General features: G+C 47.2%; 20 protein-coding genes. 14 read left to right on the plus strand and 6 right to left on the minus strand.

The window, feature by feature from the left end; all coding sequences use genetic code 11:
- Nucleotides 1–25 precede the first annotated feature (25 nt).
- Together opuD and ACH97_RS14175 are read right to left on the minus strand one after the other, a co-directional pair.
- Entirely contained in the window at nucleotides 26–1,561 is a 1,536-nt protein-coding gene (gene opuD / locus ACH97_RS14170; RefSeq protein ID WP_025810979.1) for a glycine betaine transporter OpuD, read from the minus strand.
- A 230-nt stretch (nucleotides 1,562–1,791) separates the two neighbouring features.
- Complete coding sequence (locus tag ACH97_RS14175; RefSeq protein WP_025810980.1) at nucleotides 1,792–3,066, minus strand: BaiN/RdsA family NAD(P)/FAD-dependent oxidoreductase; 1,275 nt, start codon at nucleotides 3,064–3,066, stop codon at nucleotides 1,792–1,794.
- A gap of 234 nt (nucleotides 3,067–3,300) precedes the next feature.
- Between ACH97_RS14175 and ACH97_RS14180 the strand changes: the two genes are divergently transcribed.
- A complete protein-coding gene (locus ACH97_RS14180; RefSeq protein WP_020452634.1) occupies nucleotides 3,301–4,929 on the plus strand; it encodes a putative polysaccharide biosynthesis protein in 1,629 nt (542 codons plus the stop codon).
- A 40-nt stretch (nucleotides 4,930–4,969) separates the two neighbouring features.
- Nucleotides 4,970–5,692, plus strand: a complete 723-nt coding sequence (locus tag ACH97_RS14185; protein ID WP_025810981.1) for a pseudouridine synthase — start codon at nucleotides 4,970–4,972, stop codon at nucleotides 5,690–5,692.
- 122 nt (nucleotides 5,693–5,814) lie between these two features.
- Here ACH97_RS14185 and ACH97_RS14190 read toward each other — a convergent pair whose 3' ends face one another.
- Nucleotides 5,815–6,036, minus strand: coding sequence for a DeoR family transcriptional regulator (locus tag ACH97_RS14190; protein ID WP_003184500.1), 222 nt, complete (start codon nucleotides 6,034–6,036; stop codon nucleotides 5,815–5,817).
- A gap of 271 nt (nucleotides 6,037–6,307) precedes the next feature.
- Between ACH97_RS14190 and ACH97_RS14195 the strand changes: the two genes are divergently transcribed.
- Both ACH97_RS14195 and ACH97_RS14200 read left to right on the plus strand, forming a co-directional pair.
- Complete coding sequence (locus ACH97_RS14195) at nucleotides 6,308–7,015, plus strand: ABC transporter ATP-binding protein (RefSeq protein WP_020452632.1); 708 nt, start codon at nucleotides 6,308–6,310, stop codon at nucleotides 7,013–7,015.
- Nucleotides 7,012–8,172, plus strand: a complete 1,161-nt coding sequence (locus ACH97_RS14200) for an ABC transporter permease (RefSeq protein WP_025810982.1) — start codon at nucleotides 7,012–7,014, stop codon at nucleotides 8,170–8,172. Before ACH97_RS14195 ends, ACH97_RS14200 begins: the two co-directional genes overlap by 4 nt.
- A gap of 20 nt (nucleotides 8,173–8,192) precedes the next feature.
- Here ACH97_RS14200 and ACH97_RS14205 read toward each other — a convergent pair whose 3' ends face one another.
- Nucleotides 8,193–9,500 (minus strand): NCS2 family permease, encoded by a 1,308-nt coding sequence (locus tag ACH97_RS14205; protein WP_025810983.1) that lies wholly within the window; start codon nucleotides 9,498–9,500, stop codon nucleotides 8,193–8,195.
- Between the two features lie 107 nt (nucleotides 9,501–9,607).
- Between ACH97_RS14205 and pepV the strand changes: the two genes are divergently transcribed.
- The 3 genes from pepV to ACH97_RS14220 all read left to right on the plus strand — a co-directional run bounded on the left by pepV (nucleotide 9,608) and on the right by ACH97_RS14220 (nucleotide 11,814).
- Complete coding sequence (pepV, locus tag ACH97_RS14210) at nucleotides 9,608–10,999, plus strand: dipeptidase PepV (RefSeq protein ID WP_020452629.1); 1,392 nt, start codon at nucleotides 9,608–9,610, stop codon at nucleotides 10,997–10,999.
- 16 nt (nucleotides 11,000–11,015) lie between these two features.
- Entirely contained in the window at nucleotides 11,016–11,489 is a 474-nt protein-coding gene (locus ACH97_RS14215; RefSeq protein ID WP_025810984.1) for a DUF2691 family protein, read from the plus strand.
- 73 nt (nucleotides 11,490–11,562) lie between these two features.
- The gene (locus tag ACH97_RS14220) at nucleotides 11,563–11,814 is read left to right on the plus strand and encodes a hypothetical protein (RefSeq protein WP_025810985.1); all 252 of its coding nucleotides are present in this window, start codon (nucleotides 11,563–11,565) and stop codon (nucleotides 11,812–11,814) included.
- Between the two features lie 117 nt (nucleotides 11,815–11,931).
- Here the strand turns inward: ACH97_RS14220 and cysK are convergent, their stop codons facing one another.
- Nucleotides 11,932–12,864, minus strand: a complete 933-nt coding sequence (cysK, locus tag ACH97_RS14225; protein ID WP_020452626.1) for a cysteine synthase A — start codon at nucleotides 12,862–12,864, stop codon at nucleotides 11,932–11,934.
- 139 nt (nucleotides 12,865–13,003) lie between these two features.
- Here cysK and thpR point away from each other — a divergent pair, with 139 nt between their 5' ends.
- The 5 genes from thpR to ACH97_RS14250 all read left to right on the plus strand — a co-directional run bounded on the left by thpR (nucleotide 13,004) and on the right by ACH97_RS14250 (nucleotide 18,657).
- The gene (gene thpR / locus ACH97_RS14230; protein WP_025810986.1) at nucleotides 13,004–13,609 is read left to right on the plus strand and encodes an RNA 2',3'-cyclic phosphodiesterase; all 606 of its coding nucleotides are present in this window, start codon (nucleotides 13,004–13,006) and stop codon (nucleotides 13,607–13,609) included.
- Complete coding sequence (locus tag ACH97_RS14235) at nucleotides 13,593–14,534, plus strand: hypothetical protein (protein ID WP_025810987.1); 942 nt, start codon at nucleotides 13,593–13,595, stop codon at nucleotides 14,532–14,534. The genes thpR and ACH97_RS14235 overlap by 17 nt, the downstream gene beginning before the upstream one ends.
- A 52-nt stretch (nucleotides 14,535–14,586) precedes the next feature.
- Nucleotides 14,587–15,507: a YegS/Rv2252/BmrU family lipid kinase gene (locus tag ACH97_RS14240; RefSeq protein WP_039072921.1), complete on the plus strand. Its 921-nt coding sequence runs from the start codon at nucleotides 14,587–14,589 to the stop codon at nucleotides 15,505–15,507.
- 26 nt (nucleotides 15,508–15,533) lie between these two features.
- The gene (gene pulA, locus ACH97_RS14245; protein WP_048350558.1) at nucleotides 15,534–17,666 is read left to right on the plus strand and encodes a type I pullulanase; all 2,133 of its coding nucleotides are present in this window, start codon (nucleotides 15,534–15,536) and stop codon (nucleotides 17,664–17,666) included.
- A gap of 187 nt (nucleotides 17,667–17,853) precedes the next feature.
- Nucleotides 17,854–18,657: a phosphotransferase family protein gene (locus ACH97_RS14250; RefSeq protein WP_020452621.1), complete on the plus strand. Its 804-nt coding sequence runs from the start codon at nucleotides 17,854–17,856 to the stop codon at nucleotides 18,655–18,657.
- Here the strand turns inward: ACH97_RS14250 and ACH97_RS14255 are convergent.
- Nucleotides 18,652–18,930, minus strand: a complete 279-nt coding sequence (locus ACH97_RS14255) for a YtzH-like family protein (protein ID WP_020452620.1) — start codon at nucleotides 18,928–18,930, stop codon at nucleotides 18,652–18,654. The genes ACH97_RS14250 and ACH97_RS14255 overlap by 6 nt on opposite strands.
- A gap of 180 nt (nucleotides 18,931–19,110) precedes the next feature.
- Between ACH97_RS14255 and trmB the strand changes: the two genes are divergently transcribed.
- Both trmB and ACH97_RS14265 read left to right on the plus strand, forming a co-directional pair.
- Complete coding sequence (gene trmB / locus ACH97_RS14260; RefSeq protein WP_020452619.1) at nucleotides 19,111–19,752, plus strand: tRNA (guanosine(46)-N7)-methyltransferase TrmB; 642 nt, start codon at nucleotides 19,111–19,113, stop codon at nucleotides 19,750–19,752.
- Between the two features lie 93 nt (nucleotides 19,753–19,845).
- A complete protein-coding gene (locus ACH97_RS14265; RefSeq protein ID WP_023855520.1) occupies nucleotides 19,846–20,691 on the plus strand; it encodes a YtnP family quorum-quenching lactonase in 846 nt (281 codons plus the stop codon).
- Nucleotides 20,692–20,759: the final 68 nt, after the last annotated feature.

Genomic DNA, 20,759 nt, shown 5'->3' on the forward strand with positions numbered 1-20,759 from the left:
TCTTCAAAGGAAGAGCTGTTTTCGTTTATGCTTTTTTCACCCTCGGGCTTCTTGGCTTCTGGAATTTCTCAGCCTGTTTAATTTCTTTCCGCTCTTGTGACAGAGATTTATACAACGATACAAGCATGAAAATCACGACGACTGAGAACGGCAATGCGGCCAGGATGGCGGTGTTTTGCAGGGCCGATAGTCCGCCTGAATACAGAAGCGCCGCAGCCATTGCTGACTGGATGATGCCCCATGATACCTTGACCGAATTCGCAGGATTCAGTGAACCGTAAGTCGTTTGCATGCCGAGAACAAATGTTGCCGAGTCTGCGGAAGTGATAAAGAATACGGCAATGAGCACCAAGGCAATGATAGATGTAATCATCGCCAGCGGATAGTGGTCAAACATGCCAAACAGCATCGTGTCTGTAGACAGTTTTGCAACGTTAAAAGTCCCTTTTTGCTGAAGATCCATCGCTGAAACCCCGAAAATTGAAAACCATAGAAACGCCAGCACAGTAGGGGCAAACAATACGGCAATCAAAAATTCCCTGATTGTGCGCCCCCTTGATACGCGGGCGATGAAAATACCGACAAACGGCGACCAGGAGATCCACCAAGCCCAGTAGAAAATCGTCCATGAATTGATCCATTCACGGCTGTCCGGATCATTAGGCGCAAGGCGGAAGCTCATTTGCACCACGTTGGAGATATACGTTCCGATCGTGTCCGTAAACGAGTTCATAATCAACACTGTCGGTCCCACGAACAGCATAAAGATCATCAGGATGCCGGCCAGCACCATGTTCGTATTGCTCAAGTACTTGATGCCTTTTCCGATACCGCTCCATGCGGAAATTAAGAACAGCACGGTAACGACTGCAATAATTGCCAGCTGCACTTGAAAGCTGTTCGGCACTCCGAATAGATAATGGAGTCCGCCGTTGATCTGCGTGGCGCCGATTCCGAGGCTTGTTGCTACACCGACGACGGTTGCAAAGACAGCGATGCAGTCAATCCCTTTTCCAAGCGGTCCGTTGACTTTGTCGCCGAAGACCGGAAACAGCGTCGCGCTGATCAAGCCAGGCGCGTCTTTTCTGAATTTAAAGTACGCGATGCAAAGAGCAACGATCGCATAGATCGCCCATGCATGCAATCCCCAGTGGAAAAATGTATACCTCAGAGAATCTCTGAAGGCCTGGGCTGTTTCTGTTTCACCTGATGGAGAGCTAATGGCAAAATGGCTGATCGGTTCAGCCGCGCCATAAAATACGAGACCAATGCCCATACCTGCGCTAAAAAGCATGGCAAACCAAGATAATCGAGAGAATTCAGGTTTTTCTTCAGGTTTCCCTAATTTGATCTTTCCGATCGGACTGAAGATCAAAAAGATGCTGAATGCGACAAACAGAGAAACCACCAATAAATAATACCATCCGAGTGTGTTCGTAACATAACCTTGAATCGAAGTCGTTAACGCCTGAAGGTTATCAGGAGCAACGATTCCCCATAATACAGCTGCTGCTGTGATAACAATCACAATCCAAAAAACGCTTGAAATATTTTTCAAAATCATCCTCACCCTCTAATCATTTTTCGTCCTTACTCCCATCATTATGTTTAGTATGAGTTGCACATATAAAATTCATTCTCTCTCAGGAAGTTTGACCTAGCTTCCCCTATTACCCCACAATCAGGTGAAACAAAACTCTTTAACCGTAACATACTTTTCAAAAAAGGCACAAGTCTCAGCACTGCGCTGAAACTCTGCCATTCCACATTTGTCAAGGGTTTGGAGCAATTTTATTTTTTTCTTCGGCAAAGTGAAAATTCGCCTGCATTCATGCCTGCAAGTCTGCCTGTGACAAGCGCGGATGTGATATTGTACCCGCCCGTATAGCCGTGAATATCGAGGATTTCCCCGCAGAAATAAAGCCCCTCCTTTTTTTTGGACGCCATTTTTTTTGGATCGATTTCTTTTACGGAAACCCCTCCGCCGGTCACAAAGGCTTTGTCAAGCGAAAGAGTGCCGTTCACGTTGACGGTAAACTCTTTACAGTCTTTGACGAAAGCTCTGAAACGGTCTTTGGAAAGGGATGAAAACGTTTCAGAAGGATCAATCTTGTTGCGCTCGAGAAGAAACAGCAGATACCTTTCCTGCATCCAAGGCTTCAGCATGTTTTTGAGTGATTTTTTCGGAGCGTCCTTTAATTCTTTATGCATGTTTTGAAAAAGCTGTTCTTCATGAATGTCAGGGAACAAGTCGATTTTCAGCCTGACTTTTTCCTGCTTTTTCAACTCTTTAACGACAAATTGGCTGCACCTGAGGACAGCGGGCCCAGAAAGTCCAAAATGGGTAAAAATCATATCCATTTGGTGGGTGATGACCGGTTTTCCTTTTTTGTTCAATACGCTGAGAGCGACGTTTCTCAATGATAGGCCTTGCAATGTTTTCTGCTTGATAAAAGGCTCGTCAGACGTAACCGGAACTTCTGTCGGGAACAGTTCCGTAATCGTATGTCCGGCTTTTTCCGCCCATTCATAGCCGTCTCCGGTCGATCCTGTATGCGGGACGCTTTTCCCGCCGACAGCGATAACGACAGAGCCCGCTCCAATTTCTTCGCCGCTGCCTGTCACGATCCCGCACGCTTTTTCTTCATTGTATAGGACTGTTTTCACTTTTTCGTTTGTCCGCACGCTTACATGAAGCTGTTCAAGCCTTGTTAAAAGTGCATCCACTACGCTCTGCGCCTTGTCGGAGACAGGAAACATTCTTCCGTGATCTTCCTCTTTCAGCTTGACGCCAAGGCGCTCAAAAAATTTGATGATGTCCTCGTTGTTAAATTCAGAAAAAGCGCTGTACAAAAAGCGTCCGTTTCCGGGAATATGCCGGATGATCTCATCAACCGGCAAGCGGTTCGTCACATTGCACCGTCCGCCTCCCGAAATGGCCAGCTTGCGGCCGAGTTTGTTTCCTTTGTCAATCAAAAGTACGTCCGCCCCCTGTTCACCGGCCGCGATGGCGGCCATCAGCCCGGAGGGGCCTCCGCCGATGACGATGACATCAAAATACTTCATACCAATATCCTCAACTTTCCTGTCTTGTAGAGCCTGCATTCTGTGCAGGCGGGAGGGATTTCATCAGATAATATCCGCGCTCCATCTTCTTATTATAACGAAAGATCGGCTGGATGAAAAAACGTTAAAACATGGGGATGTTAAAATTTAGCCATGTTATTATTACCTGAGTAATGCGCCTGTATGTTAAAATAGAAAAGTTGAATCTATTGAAGAAAAATGGTGATTGGGAACATGTCAAGCAAACTGTTAAGAGGCACCTTTGTATTAACGCTTGGTACCTATATTTCAAGGATCCTCGGAATGATTTACTTGATTCCGTTCGGAGCCATGGTCGGTGCCACCGGCGGTGCCCTGTTCCAGTACGGTTATAATCAATATACGATTTTTTTAAGCATTGCGACCATGGGATTTCCGGCGGCCGTGTCCAAATTTGTTTCAAAATATAACTCGATGGGCGATTATGAAACAACGAGAAGGATGCTGCGCGCCGGAATGTCGATGATGCTCGTCACAGGCATCATTGCTTTCTCCATTCTATATTTGTCTGCCCCGTTTTTTGCGGAGATGGCCCTCGGCGGAACAGAAAACAACGGGCTGACGATTGAACATGTCGTGTATGTCATTCGCATGGTCAGTCTCGCTTTACTTGTTGTGCCGATCCTGGCGCTGATCAGAGGCTTTTTCCAAGGTCACCAGATGATGGGGCCGACAGCCGTTTCACAGGTCGTTGAACAAATTGCCAGAATCGTCTTTCTATTAACGGCTACTTATTTGGTGATCAAAGTATTAGACGGAGGGCTTGTCGTAGCTGTCGGCTATGCGACTTTTGCGGCTTTGATCGGCGCATTCGCGGGGCTGTTCACGCTTTATTTTTCCTGGCAGAAAAGAAAAGGGGCGCTTTTGGCGCTGAAGCCGAACCTGGTTCCTTCCGCCAATATTACGTATCGGCAAATGTTTAAGGAGCTGTTCAGCTATGCCGCCCCATACATCTTTGTCGGATTGGCGATACCGCTTTACCAGTACATTGATACGAATACGTTTAATAAAGCGATGATTGCAGCCGGCTATCAAAACATCAGCCAGGATTTGATGGCGATCGTGACGCTGTACGTGCCAAAGCTTGTGATGATACCGGTATCTCTCGCGACGGCATTCGGCCTGACATTGATCCCGGCGGTGACTGAAAACTTTACCAACAAAGATTTCCCTGCTTTAAATAAACAGATTGATCAGGCGATGCAGATCATTCTTTTTATCGTTCTTCCTGCATCAGTCGGTATGGCTCTTTTATCGGGTCCGGTTTACACGTTCTTTTACGGCTCGGAAAGCCTGCTCCCTGAAATGGGACGAGATATTTTGTTCTGGTACGCGCCCGTGGCGCTGTTATTCTCGCTCTTCACCGTCAACGCTGCGATTTTGCAGGGGGTGAACAAGCAGAAATTTGCGGTTGTCAGCCTGATGATCGGGATTGTAATCAAAATCGGGCTTAACGTTCCGCTCATCAAGCTGTTTCAAGGAAGCGGATCGATTTTGGCAACGGCGCTCGGCTATTCAGCGTCACTCCTGTACGGATTTATTATGATTAAACGCCATGCCGGCTATTCGTATCGCAAACTGTTTAAACGGTTTTTGCTGATGCTGATCCTGACGGCGGTCATGGGCATCATGTTGCTGCTTGTTCAGGCGCTACTCAGTCTGTTTATTTCATATGAAGGCGGGCAGATCAAATCTGCTGTCGTCATTTTCATCACAACCGCGGTCGGCGGATCGGTTTATCTGTACTTGGCTTACCGTGTGAAACTGCTCGAAAAAATGTTCGGTCAGCGGTTGAATCGCTTTTTCAAAAGAAAGGCCTCCTAAAAAGGGCTTTTCTTTTTATGTAAAAAAAGGGAGTGTCTTCATGAGATTGGATAAACTGTTGTCAAACAGCGGCTACGGTTCGAGAAAAGAAGTCAAAAAAATGCTGAAAAACGGGGCGGTACGCGTGAATGATCAACTGATCAAAGACGCAAAAGAGCATGTAGACCCGGAATCAGACGACATCACGGTTTACGGCGAACCCGTCGTTTATCAGGAATTTATTTACTTGATGATGAACAAGCCGCAAGGCGTGCTGTCAGCGACAGAAGACAGCCGCCAGGAAACGGTTGTTGATTTGCTCGATCCGGAGCTGCTGAGGTTTGAGCCGTTTCCGGTCGGAAGGCTTGACAAGGATACCGAGGGGCTGCTGCTTTTAACGAATGACGGCCAGTTGGCACACCAGCTTTTATCGCCGAAAAAACACGTGCCTAAAACGTATGAAGTACATGTCGATAAGCCGATTGATCAGGCGGCTCTCGATCAGCTTGAAAAAGGGGTCGATATCGGTGAAGGATATGTCACAAAACCGGCTGAAGTGTCGCTTTTGGCAAGCGAAAACGGCGTGGAACGTCTGCTTTTGACAATAACGGAAGGAAAATTTCATCAGGTTAAAAGAATGCTGAAGGCGGTCGGCCGTGACGTCATCTATTTAAAGCGACTGAAAATGGGGGATGTCGATCTTGATGGAGAGCTTTTGCCGGGGGAATACAGAGAGCTCTCTGAGCACGAGCTTGCCGCATTGCAAAACAAAAAGACACTCTGATTCGTCGAGTGCCTGTAGAGCTGGTTTATGGGGCATCAAACTTCATCGGGTTTGATGCTTTTTATGTTTGATGGCTGTCCTATATGATATTCAGCGCTAAAGTTCAATTTTTCAGAATATTACTATGAGGAGATTTTCACTTTTTTTCTTGTAGTCTCCCATTTGCCTCTGCTGGGGCTGTGTACTAGATCGTTGTATGCCAACACATTCAGATCACGCTGGATTGTTCTCGGTGTAGTGCCAAATTCATCAACCAGTTCCTGGGTTGTAACGAGTCCTTTTTCTTGAATGAACATGTATACTGATTTGATCCTGGTTAGCATTCGGTTTGTTGAAGGTTTCAAACAACCACTCCCTATCGTATGATCGAATGGACTTGACTACCACAACTTACGACTCCAAAATGCAGCATGGACGGTTAGCGACCATTTCTTGAAAATGATCAATAAATATTATACACGATCTCTTTGCCAAATATCCAGAAAAAAGCCGGAGCCAAATTAATGAAAAAATGAAAATCGTGAGCAGAACATGCAGTACGATCACGTTTTTTTGCCAAAAAAATTTTAAACTTTTTCTAGCTTCATACGTAGTAAAAGAGAGGTGGTAAAGATAATGAAATTAAAAGTGCATATTGAAAAATCCGGTTATGAAGAAAAGGAATCGGCGATCGAAAATATATCGTTTACTGTGGGGGAAGGCGAGCTTGTCGGATTAATCGGACCGAATGGAGCGGGGAAAAGCACGACAATTAAAACGATACTCGGTTTAACAAGGCATATGGCCGGGCAGGTTGAATGGGCTGAAACGTCAAACTATGCATACATACCTGAACAGCCCAGTTTTTACGACGAATTGACTTTATGGGAGCATATCACGGCTTTAGGGACGTTTTTGCAGGAGGACGAGTCCTCGTTTTTGCCGAGGGCGAATCGGCTCATCGAGCGATTCTCGCTGGAGCATGCGCTTCATGATTATCCGGGGAGCTTTTCGAAAGGGATGCAGCAAAAGCTGATGCTGATCCATGCTTTTCTCATGCAGCCTGATCTATATATTATCGATGAACCGTTTATCGGGCTCGACCCGATCGCAAGCCGCCTCTTTTTGGATATGCTGAAAGAAGAGCAGAAGCGGGGAGCGGGTATTTTGCTTTGTACGCATGTGCTGGATACCGCCGAGAAGATCTGTGACCGTTTTTTGCTGATTTCAAATGGCCGTCTGATGCTGGAAGGTACGCTCGAAGAGCTGCAGGAGAAAACCGGCCTTTCGGGTGGCTCGCTGCTTGACTGCTTTTACTTTGCTGTAAAAGGTGCTCCCGCATGAGCGGCCGGGCTCTGTTTATCAGCAGGCTGAAAGCGGACTGTCTTTATCAGCTCCGGATCATCAAACTGGTCATCGATTGGACGGTTGCGCTGTATATTGTACTGCCTGCGGCTGGAATCGGCGTTTATCAATATATCAAATGGCTGAATGGAGGGTCGTTTGATAACGGATGGCAGGCCGGATTGATTGTGCTTGCTCCGGCCGTTTTTACGCTGTTTGGGTCTGTGAGGACATTTTTAATGGAAGCTGATCAGCTTTATTTGTTGCAAAAAAAGACACTCGTGCTGGACATGAAAAGGTGCGGCTATTTATATTGTCTGTTTATCCAGTTTTGCAAATGGCTGTTGGCGGCGGCCGTGTTTACTCCTCTGTTCGTCAGACAATTTGGGATTGAACTGCCCGCTTGTCTCGCCGTATTCTTTTTTTATTTCTGTCTCAATTCCTTGATCACCGTCTTGAAGAGGCGGAACATCGGATGGCAGTACAAGCTGAAACACCGGGTGCTGAACGCCGGACTGATCTTTTTCGTGTGGCTGTCGGCTTGTGCAGTTGTTTTGTTGTTTTCCTGGCCGGTTGTAATCTTGAGCGGCATGGTGCTGTCTGTGGCCGCGCTGAAGACCGCCGGCGGCACTCTCGGCAACATGTATCTATTTTATGAAGAGGTTGAATTTGATAACAGAAGAAAGCTGAGACTCGCAAAATTTTTCCTGTCGCTGAACCTGGATGGAAGCGTGCCGAAGCAGGGGAAACGAGGGGCAAAAGGGCCGCGGCTGTTCTTTAAAAAATCTCGGAACATCTTTAAAGCCCGTACAGTGCAAAATGGCCTTAAGGAAATCTTTTTTAAAGTGATGCTGCGCCATCCGGACTATAAAAGACAGGTTATGCAAATGATCGGCATTTTTACGGCGCTGATCATGGTTGGACCGATCTGGATGAAAGCGGGCGCTCTCCTGGTTTTTGCCTTCGCTTATCGAAGTCTGTTGTCCGTCCATTTTGACAAGGTGATGGAACGCGTTTTTTTGCTGGGGGCAGACAAAGAAAGCAACGCTTTTTATGAAGCCAGGCGGAATTCCATTGACTGGTTTTTCTATCCGGGGTTGATCTGGTGCTGCCTCGTCATCGCGCTCAGCCTGATGCTGAAAACCCCGTCTTTTTAAAAAAGACGGGGTTCAGTCGTTTAATGCCCTTCCAAAAAGAAGAGGTGTATGAAAAAGAGAACGGCAAACACGAAGACAAGCGGATGAATTTCGCGCCATTTGCCTTTCGCGGCTTTGACAATCGGATAAGAAATAAACCCGAGGGAAATGCCTGTCGCAATAGATGATGTCAGCGGCATTGTCAAAATGACGAGAAAGGCCGGGAATGCTTCGTCAAGCTCTTTCCAGCGAATGTTGGTGACAGCGCCGATCATCATGCTTCCTACAATGATCAATGCCGGCGACGTAATCGCCGAGATCCCGGAGACCGCGCTCACAAGCGGGCTGAAAAACAGCGCCGCTCCGAAAAGCACAGCGACTGTTAAAGACGTAAGCCCTGTTCTTCCGCCTGCGGCCACCCCTGCGGATGATTCGATATAAGCGGTCGTCGGGCTTGTCCCGAACATTGCGCCGATCGTCGTCGCTGTCGAATCGGCAAGAAGGGCTTTTCTTGCATTCGGCAGTTTGTTGTTTTTCATGAGTCCGGCTTGTTCGGCGACACCGATCATCGTTCCTGTCGTATCAAAAATCGTGACGAGCAGGAACGAGAAGACAACCGAATAAAGGCCGTAGTGGACGACATCTCCAAAAGCGGCGAAAGGGTTTGTGACGATCAGTTTTTCCGGCAGATGAGGCATTGACAGAATCCCTTTGGTAAACTCAAGCTGGCCGGTAAAAAAGGCGATCAGGCCGGTTAAGATCATACCGAAAAATAGAGCGCCGTTCACATTCATGACCATCAAAACGACGGAGAAAGCCAAGCCGATTAGTGCCAGGATCACTCCGGCCGAGTGCAGATTGCCGAGTCCGACCAAATTGGATTCATTGGCGGTAATGATTCCGGCTCCTCTCAGACCGACAAAAGCGATAAACAAGCCGATTCCGGCGGTAATCCCGTATTTTAGGTTAGCCGGAATGGCTTCGATCAGTTGTTTTCTAAGAGGTGTTAGCGATAAGATAATAAAGAGGATACCGGCCGCGAAAACAGCGCTGAACGCTGTCTGGTAAGAAATTTCGCCGTTGGACGAGCCGACGACTGACACTGCAAAATACGCATTCAACCCCATCCCGGGTGCAATCGCGATCGGAAAGTTGGCGGAAAGCGCCATCCAAAGCGTTCCGACGACGGCAGCAATGATTGTGGCAGTGAACACTTGATCAAACGGGACGCCTGTACCGGATAGGATACTAGGGTTGACCACGACGATATAAACCATTGTAAAGAAGGTTGTAATACCGGCGAGGATTTCTTTTTTGACTGTGGTTTGGTTTTCTTTTATGTTAAACATCATTTCCTCCAATAACGAACATTATAGCAAAACAATATCTATATTATTCGTTATCGGGTGTTTTTGCAAGGGTTTTTGGCTAAACTGAAAAAAGAAGGGGCGAAATTATGAACTGGGAACAGGAAGTGTCAAAAAGACGGAATGAGATCGTAGAGGATATTCAAGGTTTTTTAAAAATCAACAGCGTCCTTGATGAAGAGACGGCGGGTCCGGGTCGGCCGTTTGGAAAAGGAATTCAAGAATGCCTGACAGCGCTTTTGAATAAAGGGGAAGAAAGCGGATTTACGGTCAAAAATCTTGACGGGTATGCAGGCCATATCGAATGGGGGAAAGGCGAGGAGATCATCGGCGTGCTTTGCCATATTGATGTCGTTCCGCCCGGAGATGGCTGGACGAGTGATCCGTTTGCTGCAGAAATTAGAGACGGCCGCATCTATGCAAGAGGAGCGCTTGATGATAAAGGGCCGACAATGGCCGCGTATCATGCATTAAAAATTGTCAAAGACTCCGGCCTCCCATTATCAAAGCGAATCAGAATGATTATCGGCACTGATGAAGAAAGCGACTGGCGCTGTGTGGAGCATTATTTTAAACACGAAGAGATGCCTTCGGCCGGTTTTGCGCCTGATGCTGATTTTCCGATTATCTATGCGGAAAAAGGCCTGATTGACGCGGCTTTAAAAATTGAAACTGATCAAGCGGAAACAGGTGCGGACTTAACATTGGAGACTTTCCGGTCCGGCCGGCGTCTGAACATGGTGCCTGATGACGCCGAAGCCGTCCTAGAGGGGTCTGCCCCATCAGGTTTTGAAGAGTCATTTGTCCGGTTTGTAAAAGAAAAGCGTGCAGAAGGGCGTATTTTTCAAGAAGACGGCAGACTGACATTAACCGTGTACGGCAAATCAGCTCACGCCATGGAGCCTAATAACGGTGTCAATGCCGGCCTCATTTTGTCCGAGTTTTTACATACCCAATCCCTTGACAGAGCCGGGCTCCAGTTTGTTCAAACGGTTAGCGGGGCTTTTGCCGGAGATACGAGAGGGAAAAAAATCGGCATCGGCTGCCGCGATGACATCAGTGGAGAGTTGACGTTGAATGTCGGCCGGCTGCAGTATGAACAGGAAAAAGGCGGAGAAGCCCATATTAACATCCGCTATCCTGTGACTGAAGAGAGCGATCGGGTGAAATCCGGGCTTTCGCAAATAAAGGGCGCCCGGCTGGTGAGCTTTAAAGACAGCAAGCCCCATCATGTAGCAAAAGACCATAAGCTGATCCAAACGCTGCAGCGGGTCTATGAGGAGCAGACAGGGGAAACGGCACAATTAATTTCGATCGGAGGGGCGACATATGCACGGTCACTGGAAGCCGGCGTGGCATTTGGACCGCTGTTTCCAGGCCGTCCCGACGTTGCCCATCAGAAAGACGAGTATATGGAAATTGATGATCTGCTGAAGGCTGTATCGATATATGCACAGGCCATTTATGAATTGGCGAAGTAGCAAAGAGAGTGATGACATGAGTCATAAGCGAGGCGTTTTATTTGAAATCCCGAACGGGTACGGGCGCTTTCTTCTCGATATGCTGAAGCCGGTTGAACCGGCCGATTTCAATTGGCTGCTTGCCGATGGCGAATGCTATCTCGTGGAAAACGGTGAATTGTCAGATGAAAATCTTTTTCCTCAAGATCCGCAGGTGATGACAGGAGAAGCATTTAAAAAAAGGCTGGAAGACGCAAGGTACTATCTCATCTTCGCCGATCTGAAGGCTTTTCCGAAGGATGGCCATCCTGAAGATGTCAGCACATATGAATCATATATGAAAAGCAGCTGCGAGCTGATTGTGCTTACAGCCGATTCGAGTTTTGTCACGATATACTGCAAAGATCAAAAAAAACTGGAGCTTCTATATCAAAATGCAAAGGACTGCGGTTTCAAGCGGATTGAATATATAACGGATCACAACGATGCCAGGACAGGAATGTATGTGTAGCATAACGAAGACGGCCGCTCTCTAGAGCGGCTTTTTTGCTGTTAAACATTGCTGTTTTCAGGAGAGGGGCTTTTTGAAGCAGGAAAAGGAATTGCTGCATGTGAGGAAACGGTTTTATTCATTTTATTTTTTGTTCTTTTTCGGTTACGGGCGTTTTATCCGCTTCTTTCCGTGTCGTCAGACCCTCGCATTCGTTGTCAGGCCTGCTAAGTCGGTGCTCACGAACAAAAGAGAAACGGCGGCTAACGGAGCAGGCGTCGTCCTGCCTGAACACTGCCGTCATCACAATCCTGTGAAAACCAGCTCCAATGCTCGGCCTTCCTAGACTGCAAGGGTTGCGGTTCACGCTAAAAAGATGAAAAAATCCCAAAACGTCTCTTAGCTTTGGGATTTTTTCAACAATCTGAGCCTGATTTCACAACAGAAACCAGGCTTTTCTCTCTTAATCAAATTGAAATAAATCGCTTGATAAATAGCGTTCTCCTGTATCGGCTGTCATACAGACGACCACTTTGTCGGGAGGGAGCTTCTTAGCTGTTTCAACAGCGGCGAAGCAAGCGGCCCCAGAAGAAGGGCCGACAAGGATTCCTTCTTCCCGCGCCAATCTGCGCGTCATCTCATAGGCTTCTTCGTCCTTGATCTTTAAGATTTCGTCATAGACGTTTTCGTTTAAAATGTTTGGAATAAATCCCGGACTTGTCCCGACAAGCTTGTGCTTTCCCGGTTTGCCCCCGGATAAAACAGGCGACCCTGCAGGTTCTGCCACATGAACGGTTATCCCCGGAAATAACGCTTTCAGCTTTTCGCCTGTTCCGGTAATCGTTCCCCCTGTTCCTGCTGTTGCAACAAATGCGGCAAGTGGTTTGCCGATTTCTTCTATTGCCCGGGCAATTTCCAGAGCGGTTGATCTCCGGTGAGCCTCCGGATTGGCTTCATTATCAAACTGCATCGGAATAAAGCTGCCCGGAATTTCCCGAGCAAGCTCCTGCGCTTTTTTGATGCTGCCCGGCATCCTTTCATCCCCCGGCGTCAGGACGACCTCAGCTCCGTACGCTTTCAGAAGGTTGATCCGCTCTTTTGTCATCGTATCAGGCATAACAAGAATGGCTTTGTAGCCTCTTGCCGCAGCGTTCATCGCAAGGCCGATGCCGGTGTTTCCGCTCGTCGGTTCGATGATGGTTGAACCCGGTTTCAGCAGGCCTTTTTCTTCGGCATCCACAATCATTTGGTAGGCCGCGCGGTCTTTCACGCTTCCGCTCGGATTAAAAGATTCAAGCTTGATATAAACTTGGGCTGCGTTTTCGGGCTGAACGCGGTTCAACTTGACAAGGGGCGTTTCCCCGATTAATTCTGCAATATTGTGAACGGCTTTCACGGCTGTGCACCCTTTCCAAAAAACATGATTCTGTCATTATCCTATCATAAGGCCTCGGAAAGTGGAAAATAGAGAGGTTATAAGTCCTTATATTTTTTGTTAAAATATAGAGAAGACGAATGAGGAGGAAGCCATACATATGTCAGTCAAACCGCATTACTTTATTGGAATTCCAATTCCGGCGGAGCTTAGTGAGCCGCTTTATCGAACAGTCAGCAGCCGTCCGGAATTTTCTTTTCATAGATGGGTGCATCCTTTGGACTATCACATCACCCTCGTGTTCCTCGGCTCCGCTGAAGAAGAGCAGCTGGCTATGCTTGCTGACAGCCTCAAGCTGATCTCCGCTGAGACGGCTCCGTTTCAGATTGCCTTGAAACGTTTCGGAACCTTCGGCAAGCCGTCGGAGCCGAGAATTCTTCATGCGGAACCGGAATACTCAGACGCTCTCTTTCACGTGAGGGAACGGGTGAAGCATGCTGCAGATGCGGCGGGATTTGAAATTGAAAAACGGCCTTTTCATCCACATATGACGGTTGCTAGAAAGTGGAATGGATCGGCTTCTTTTAACGGCCGCCTGGAGCCTCTTGAAGACGCGGTGTCTTTTATGGCCGGGCATTTCACCATCTTTCAAACTCATTTAGACAGGCTTCCCAAATATGAGCATCAAGCCGTTTTCCATTTCGGTGAACGGCCGGCTGCAGAAAAGCAAGATTCGGAGATGAACGCAGATGGCACAGATTATTAAAATACAGGATTGCATTTCAAGGTATGAACAGGATCCTTATCATTATATCAACCAGTTTATCCGCTTGAAAAAGCAGCGCTGGCAGTCAATTAAAGAGATGGCTGAGAAAAAGAAAGACAGCCTTCATTACGATAAAGAAGCCGCCGATGATGAAACGGTCGGAAAAAGAAAGAAGACATTTACATTAAAGAGAAAAAAAGAAGCATCCGATATTAATAAAGGAAAAGAAGCCGATGAATGGTTTAACGGACTGGACGGAGAAACGGATGAAAGCTTGATTGCAAGAATTCCTGCGGCACGGGAGGAACTCGTGTCGTTTTTCAAAGAATACGTGTACGAGTTTCAGCTGAAATGGGCAAGCTCGACAATCTCTGACATATCCAGGCTTTCCCGGGAAATAAAAAGCGATAAAATCCTGCACATTTTGGCACAGCAGCTGCCGGATTCATATTTCATCATGTATCGGCCGGTGCTGCAGGTAAATCAGGCTGCGGTAGAGCTCAGCGTCTTGATTCTCACACCTCTTGAGATCTACTGTATATCATTTCTCGAAGGCGAGAAGGACAGCGCATTTATCGGTTCCAAAGATCGTTTTTGGAAAGAAAAAACGGTAAGGGGAAGGGAACGGTCACTGTTAAATCCGGCTGTTGAGCTTCTCAGGACAGGCACGGTTCTTTCCGGCTTGTTAAAGGGATCGGGAATTGAACTGCCTGTGCGCAAAGTTGTTGTCAGCCGGACATCGTATATCGATTATCCGGAACCTCCTTACGGAATCGGCATTTGCGACAAAAGACACTGGAAAGAGTGGCTGGAGAAGCAGCAAAAGAACTTCGCCCCGATTAAAAGCCAGCAGCTGAAAACGGCGAAAATTCTGTTGTCGCACGGCGTCTCCGACTCGATGCGGAGACAGGAATGGCTGAGCTGACCGCCAGAACGTTATCCCGGCTTTTTCATACTATAAAATGGAGAATGGAATCATGAGCGATTGGTATATCATCATAAATCCAAAGGCGGGAAATGCGACGGCCTTCAGAGTATGGAAATCATTGCAGAAAGACCTTCAAAAGGCAAATATATCGTACCGCTCATTTATGACCCAGCATCCCGGGCATGCTGAAGTGTTGGCAAGGCAAATATCAACGATGCAGGATGACAGGCTGAAGCGTCTGCTGGTGATCGGCGGGGACGGAACCGTCCATGAAGTGCTCAACGGCTTAGTCAGCTTGCGGGATATTCAGCTGAGCGTCATCCCGTCGGGCTTAAATAATGATTTTAAACGCGGCTTTGCCGTGAAAAAATCGAATGTCATTAAAGAAATGAAGCGAAAAGGGCAATCGCTGACCCGGACCTATGCCCTCGGAAGCTTTCATACGAAAGACAGTGAAAACGAACTTTATTTTGCCAATCATCTCAGCCTAGGATTTGATGCCTGCGCCGTCAAAAAGATGACTGCTTTGCCGAAATGGACGGCTGCTCTCAGGCTGAATCATTTGATTCAGCCACTGATTTTCTTTGTTACGGCGTTTACGTTTAAACCGTTTGTTCTTTCGTATGAGAATGGGGATGACAAGCGTACGTTTAAAAAAATCTGGTTTGCGTCGGTTTCAAATCACCCCTACTATGGCGGAGACATGAAGATTGCACCGAACGCGAATCCGCGGGATGAGTTTTTAGACGTGATCATTATTGAAGACCGCTCCTTATTGAAAAAAGCCGGCCTCTTGTTTGCAATGATATTCGGCAAACACATCGGTAAAAACGGTGTTACGGCGTTTAAGACGAAAGAAATTTATTTTCATACGAATGAGCGGGTGCTCTTTCAAGCGGATGGAGAGGTGATCGGCTGGGCGCCCGTTTTCATCAAAACAGGGACCGAATCTCTTCGGTTAAGAGCATAAATCTTTCGAATGAAGGAGAGACTGAGATGCCGGGTATCAGCCGCCCGTTTGAAGCTTATCTCGATGAAATGAGAACGATCACTGTTTTAGTTCCGAAGAGCCGCGCGTCAAGCTGCAGCCCCCCTTTTCTGCTTGAAGATGATCAAGGAGGGAAGATAGAGCTTTCGGTAAAAGCGACGGAGGAGCTTGAGGAGAAATTCAAGTATGTTCTCGAAAGCAGCCGCCCCGTTCCATTCGGAAGAGTTCATAAAGTATGCTGTGAAGAAAGCGTCTGGACAGACCTGCAAATTGGTTCTGTTACGCGAAGTGCGGCGTTTGACAAGGCTTTTTTTTATGACGGCCGTCTCGGTGCTTTTTATTCAAAAGAGTGTACTTTATTTAAGGTATGGGCGCCGACCGCGAGTACGGCAGCGATCAAGCTGGAGAGCCCTGATTCGCTTCAAACAAATACTTTTCAAATGATGCGCAGAGAAAAGGGGGTTTTTGAGGTAACGGTCGAAGGCGATCTGAACGGCTGGTCCTATTTATATAAGCTTTATGTAAACGGGACGCCGTTATTTACAGTCGATCCTTATGCGAAAGCTGTTACGGTAAACGGGGAAAAGGGCGTTGTAATAGATCCTGAGGAAGTCAAAGTGAAAAAATACCGTGCGCCAAGCCTTCACAGTCCCTGTGATGCGATTATATATGAGGTTCACATCCGCGATTTTTCGATTCATGAAGACAGCGGTATGCGCCATAAAGGCAAATATCTTGCTTTTACAGAGGACGGAACTGAAACGTCCGGCGGCTTCTCAACGGGAATTGCCTATTTGAAAGAGCTCGGCGTTACCCATATCGAGGTTCTGCCCTTTCACGATTTTGCCGGAGTTGACGAGCTGTCTCCGGACCAATCCTATAATTGGGGCTATAACCCCCTTCATTTTAATGCGCCTGAAGGAAGCTATTCGCTCGATCCGCAGAACCCCAAAAGCAGAATCACCGAGCTGAAAAAGATGATTCAGACGCTGCACAAACACGGCTTCTCCGTGATCATGGATGCCGTATATAATCATGTGTACAAGAGGGAAACATCCCCTTTTGAAAAAACGGTTCCCGGGTATTTTTTCAGACATAATGAATACGGTTTTCCAGCCGACGGAACAGGCGTCGGAAATGACATTGCATCTGAGCGGCTGATGGTGCGAAAATATATTCTCGATTCTGTCCGCTATTGGCTTGAAGAATATGATGTCGACGGAATTCGTTTTGATTTAATGGGCATTCTTGATATTGAAACCGTCCGCCAAATTAGTAAGCTTGCCGAGAATGTGAAGCCGGACGCGCTCCTGTTCGGAGAAGGCTGGGATTTAAATACCCCGCTTGAAAGCGGGCAAAAAGCAACATTGCAAAATGCCGGGAAAGTTCCGGCGGTCGGTTTTTTTAATGATCGGTTCAGAAACGCAGTCAAAGGGAGTACATTTGAGCTCGGTGACCGCGGATATGCTTTAGGGGACACTGGAAAAAAAGCTGAGCTTCAACATGGAATTGCCGGCTCACCGGGATTCTTGCTGCCGCCACAGTCAATCAATTATGCGGAGTGCCATGACAATCATACGTTTTGGGATAAGATGGCCTTCTGTTCGGAAGAAGATGCCTGCACAAAACGGCTCAGACAAAGGCTCGCGCTGTCGATCGTCCTGCTTTCGCAAGGCGTTCCATTTCTTCATGCCGGGCAGGAATTTTGCCGAACAAAGAATGGGGACAGCAACAGCTACAGGTCGGGAGATGGCATCAACAGGCTCGATTGGGAAAAGCGGGCGGAGCTTTGCGAGGACGTCGAATATGTGCGCCAGCTGATCAGGCTGCGGAGAAGCCATCCCGCTTTTCGTCTGCAAAAAGAGGAGGAAGTCAAGGAACATCTTTCTTTTATGAGCGGTACAGGAGAAGTGACGGCCTACAAGCTGAAGAACATTGCAGCATTTGATCCCTGGAACGAAATCATAGTGGTGCATTGTCCGTCTGCAAAAAAGGAAACGCTTGAGCTGCCCGCCCAGAAACAGTACTTGCTGCACTGCGATCCTTTTACGTTCTTCAATGGGAAGGTTCAAGCGGAAAAAAGGCTTCGGCTGAACGGCATCGGAACCTATGTTCTATACGAACCAAAAGGGATTTTTTAGTTTTGCTTGACGAAGTTTGGCGTCTAGCGCTAAAATTTAAAAGACGGCTATTGTTTAGCACAAATGACTCTCAATAGCCGTCTTTTTATTTAATATAAAGAGACGACAATACAAGCGGTTTGCTGCCCGCTCTAGGGAGCAGATGCTTTTTAAAATCTTTTAATGAAATGATGGGTTGAAAATCGATATGAACTGGTTGGGACAATTACTAGGTAGCGAATGGGAGATTTCCCCCGCAGGAGGAGCTACAGGAGACGCATATTATGCAGAACATAATGGACAGCAGCTTTTTTTAAAGCGCAACAGCTCTCCTTTTTTGGCTGTCCTGTCCGCGGAAGGAATTGTTCCTAAGCTCGTTTGGACAAAACGAATGGAAAACGGGGATGTGATTACAGCACAGCACTGGCTCAAGGGAAGAGAACTGAAGCCGAAGGATATGAACAGCCAGGCGGTGGCTGAGATGCTTCGGAAAATTCACAGCTCCAAAGAGCTTTTAGACATGCTGAAGAGACTCGGCAAGCAGCCTTTTCAGCCAAGCTCTGTAATCACTCAATTGAAGCAGTTTATCCAGGCCCGGCAATATCCGATACCGCAGCTTGACCAAGCCCTTTTGTATCTGGAGCACCATCTCGATGATGTACAGTCCGGAGAAAAGGTCGTCTGTCACTGCGATGTGAATCATAACAATTGGCTTCTTACAGATCAGAACCAGCTTTATTTAATCGATTGGGATGGAGCGATGATTGCAGACCCCGCGATCGATCTGGGGCCGCTTCTTTATCATTACGTTGAAGAGCGGGAATGGGGAAGCTGGCTCGAACGCTACGGCTCTTCGTTAACGGACAATCTCAGGCTGAGAATGGCCTGGTACGTATTGGCGGAAAAAGCAATGACAACACTCTGGCAAGAAGCGAAAGGCAATCAGGAAGGCTTTCACCAAGGGCTGGAACAGCTTCACGCATTAATGAAGCGTCTCGCCGGAGCTTCATGAAAATGAGCCGATATCTTCCACCCATTGTGTGAGATGATCCTGGTGTTCCTGAATGTGGCTGTTGATTGAAGCGGACGATTTTCCCCTCTGGCTGTACAAATAAATGTCTTCGAGAACGCCTTTCAGGCCGGCGTCAAGATTCGTATTTGCCATTAAAGACTTGATAATCCGCTCCATCTGTTCGCACTCAGCGACGGTTCCGGTGCAGTCTGCCTGATGGTCTGAGAGAATATCTTTTAATAGATGAATCTGATTTTGCTGATTTAAGCCCATAATATTGGCACTTCCCTTCATTCTCGGAGTATATGGATTAAAATGTTCAGAAAGCTGTAATTTATACGCGAAAGACCCGGAGGCCGATCTTCGGTCTTTTTTGCTTTGGAAGAGGCCTTGCGGGATTCCGGGATTTCATGGTATGTTGTAAGACGATATAACAAATAGAGGTGTAAGTACATGCGAATGCGTCACAAGCCTTGGGCGGATGACTACCTGGCTGAAAACTCTCATATTGTGATCAGCGAGCCGTCTCAATGTAAAGGGAAATGGCATTCCATTTTTGGAAATGACAACCCGATCCACATCGAAGTAGGAACCGGAAAAGGGCAATTTATTTCAGGAATGGCCCTGCAAAATCCGGATGTAAACTATATCGGAATCGAATTATTTAAAAGCGTCATCGTAACCGCTGTTGATAAAGTAAAGCAGACAGAGGCGCCGAATGTAAAGCTTTTGAACATTAATGCCAATATGCTTTCAGACGTTTTTGCAGATGGGGAGGTCGACCGGGTCTATTTGAATTTTTCCGACCCGTGGCCGAAAAAACGCCATGCAAAGCGCCGTCTGACCAATCAAGCGTTCTTGAAAAAGTATGAGCAGGTGCTCGGAGGCGAGGGAGCGATTCATTTCAAAACCGATAACCGCGGGTTATTTGAGTACTCCCTTACCAGTTTTTCCGAATACGGACTCGTTTTGACGTTCGTCAGCCTTGACCTGCATCAAAGCGATTTTCAAGGAAACGTGATGACCGAATACGAAGAAAAGTTCGCCGCTAAAGGCCAGCCGATCTACAGAGTAGAAGCTGAATGGCGAACATAAAAAAAACAGACTGCTTCCGGCGGTCTGTTTTTTTGCTTTCAAATGAAGCTTCGGGTTGCGTTTTTTGCTACGATAGGAGAAGGAGGGATGATCATGGAAACTTTAACAATCGGACGAATCAAGCTGACATGGCTGAACGGAGGCGTCACACACATGGACGGAGGCGCCATGTTCGGCGTTGTGCCCAAGCCGCTTTGGTCTAAAAAGTATGACGTCAATGAGAAAAATCAGATCGAACTGAGAACAGACCCTATACTTGTTCAGAAAGACGGCACAAATTTGCTGATCGATTCCGGTATCGGACGCGGCAAACTGACGGATAAGCAGAAACGAAATTACGGGGTCACCGAAGAATCGTCAATTGCTGACTCGTTAAAAGCACTCGGGCTCTCAACGGAAGATATCAACGCCGTTCTGATGACACATCTCCATTTTGACCATGCATGCGGATTGACGCGCTATGAGGGAGAAAGCCTTGTTTCCGTGTTTCCGAATGCAGCGATTTACACGTCTGCGATCGAATGGGAAGAGATGAGAAATCCGAATATCCGCTCGAAAAATACATATTGGAAAGAAAACTGGGAAGCAGTTCAGCATCAAGTGAGGACCTTCGATGAGAAGCTCGAAGTTTTGCCGGGAATTACGATGCATCATACAGGCGGCCACAGCGACGGTCATTCCGTGATCGTTCTTGAGGATGCCGGCGAAACGGCCCTTCATATGGCTGATATTATGCCGACGCATGCCCATCAGAATCCTCTCTGGGTGTTGGCGTACGACGATTATCCGATGACATCGATTGCGGCGAAGCAAGCATGGCAGGCGAAAGCCGCCGAGAAAAACGCCTGGTACATTTTTTACCATGACGCCATTTATAGGGCATTAAAATGGGATGAAAACGGCGAAATTGCAGAGTCAGTAAAGAGAGAAAGGCGCTAAGCTATTTTGGTGAATGGTTTGCTTTGTAGTTATCCATCCTAAGGATAACTAACTTTTGAAAGGAAGAC

Source organism: Bacillus paralicheniformis (assembly GCF_001042485.2).
Lineage (GTDB): Bacteria > Bacillota > Bacilli > Bacillales > Bacillaceae > Bacillus > Bacillus paralicheniformis.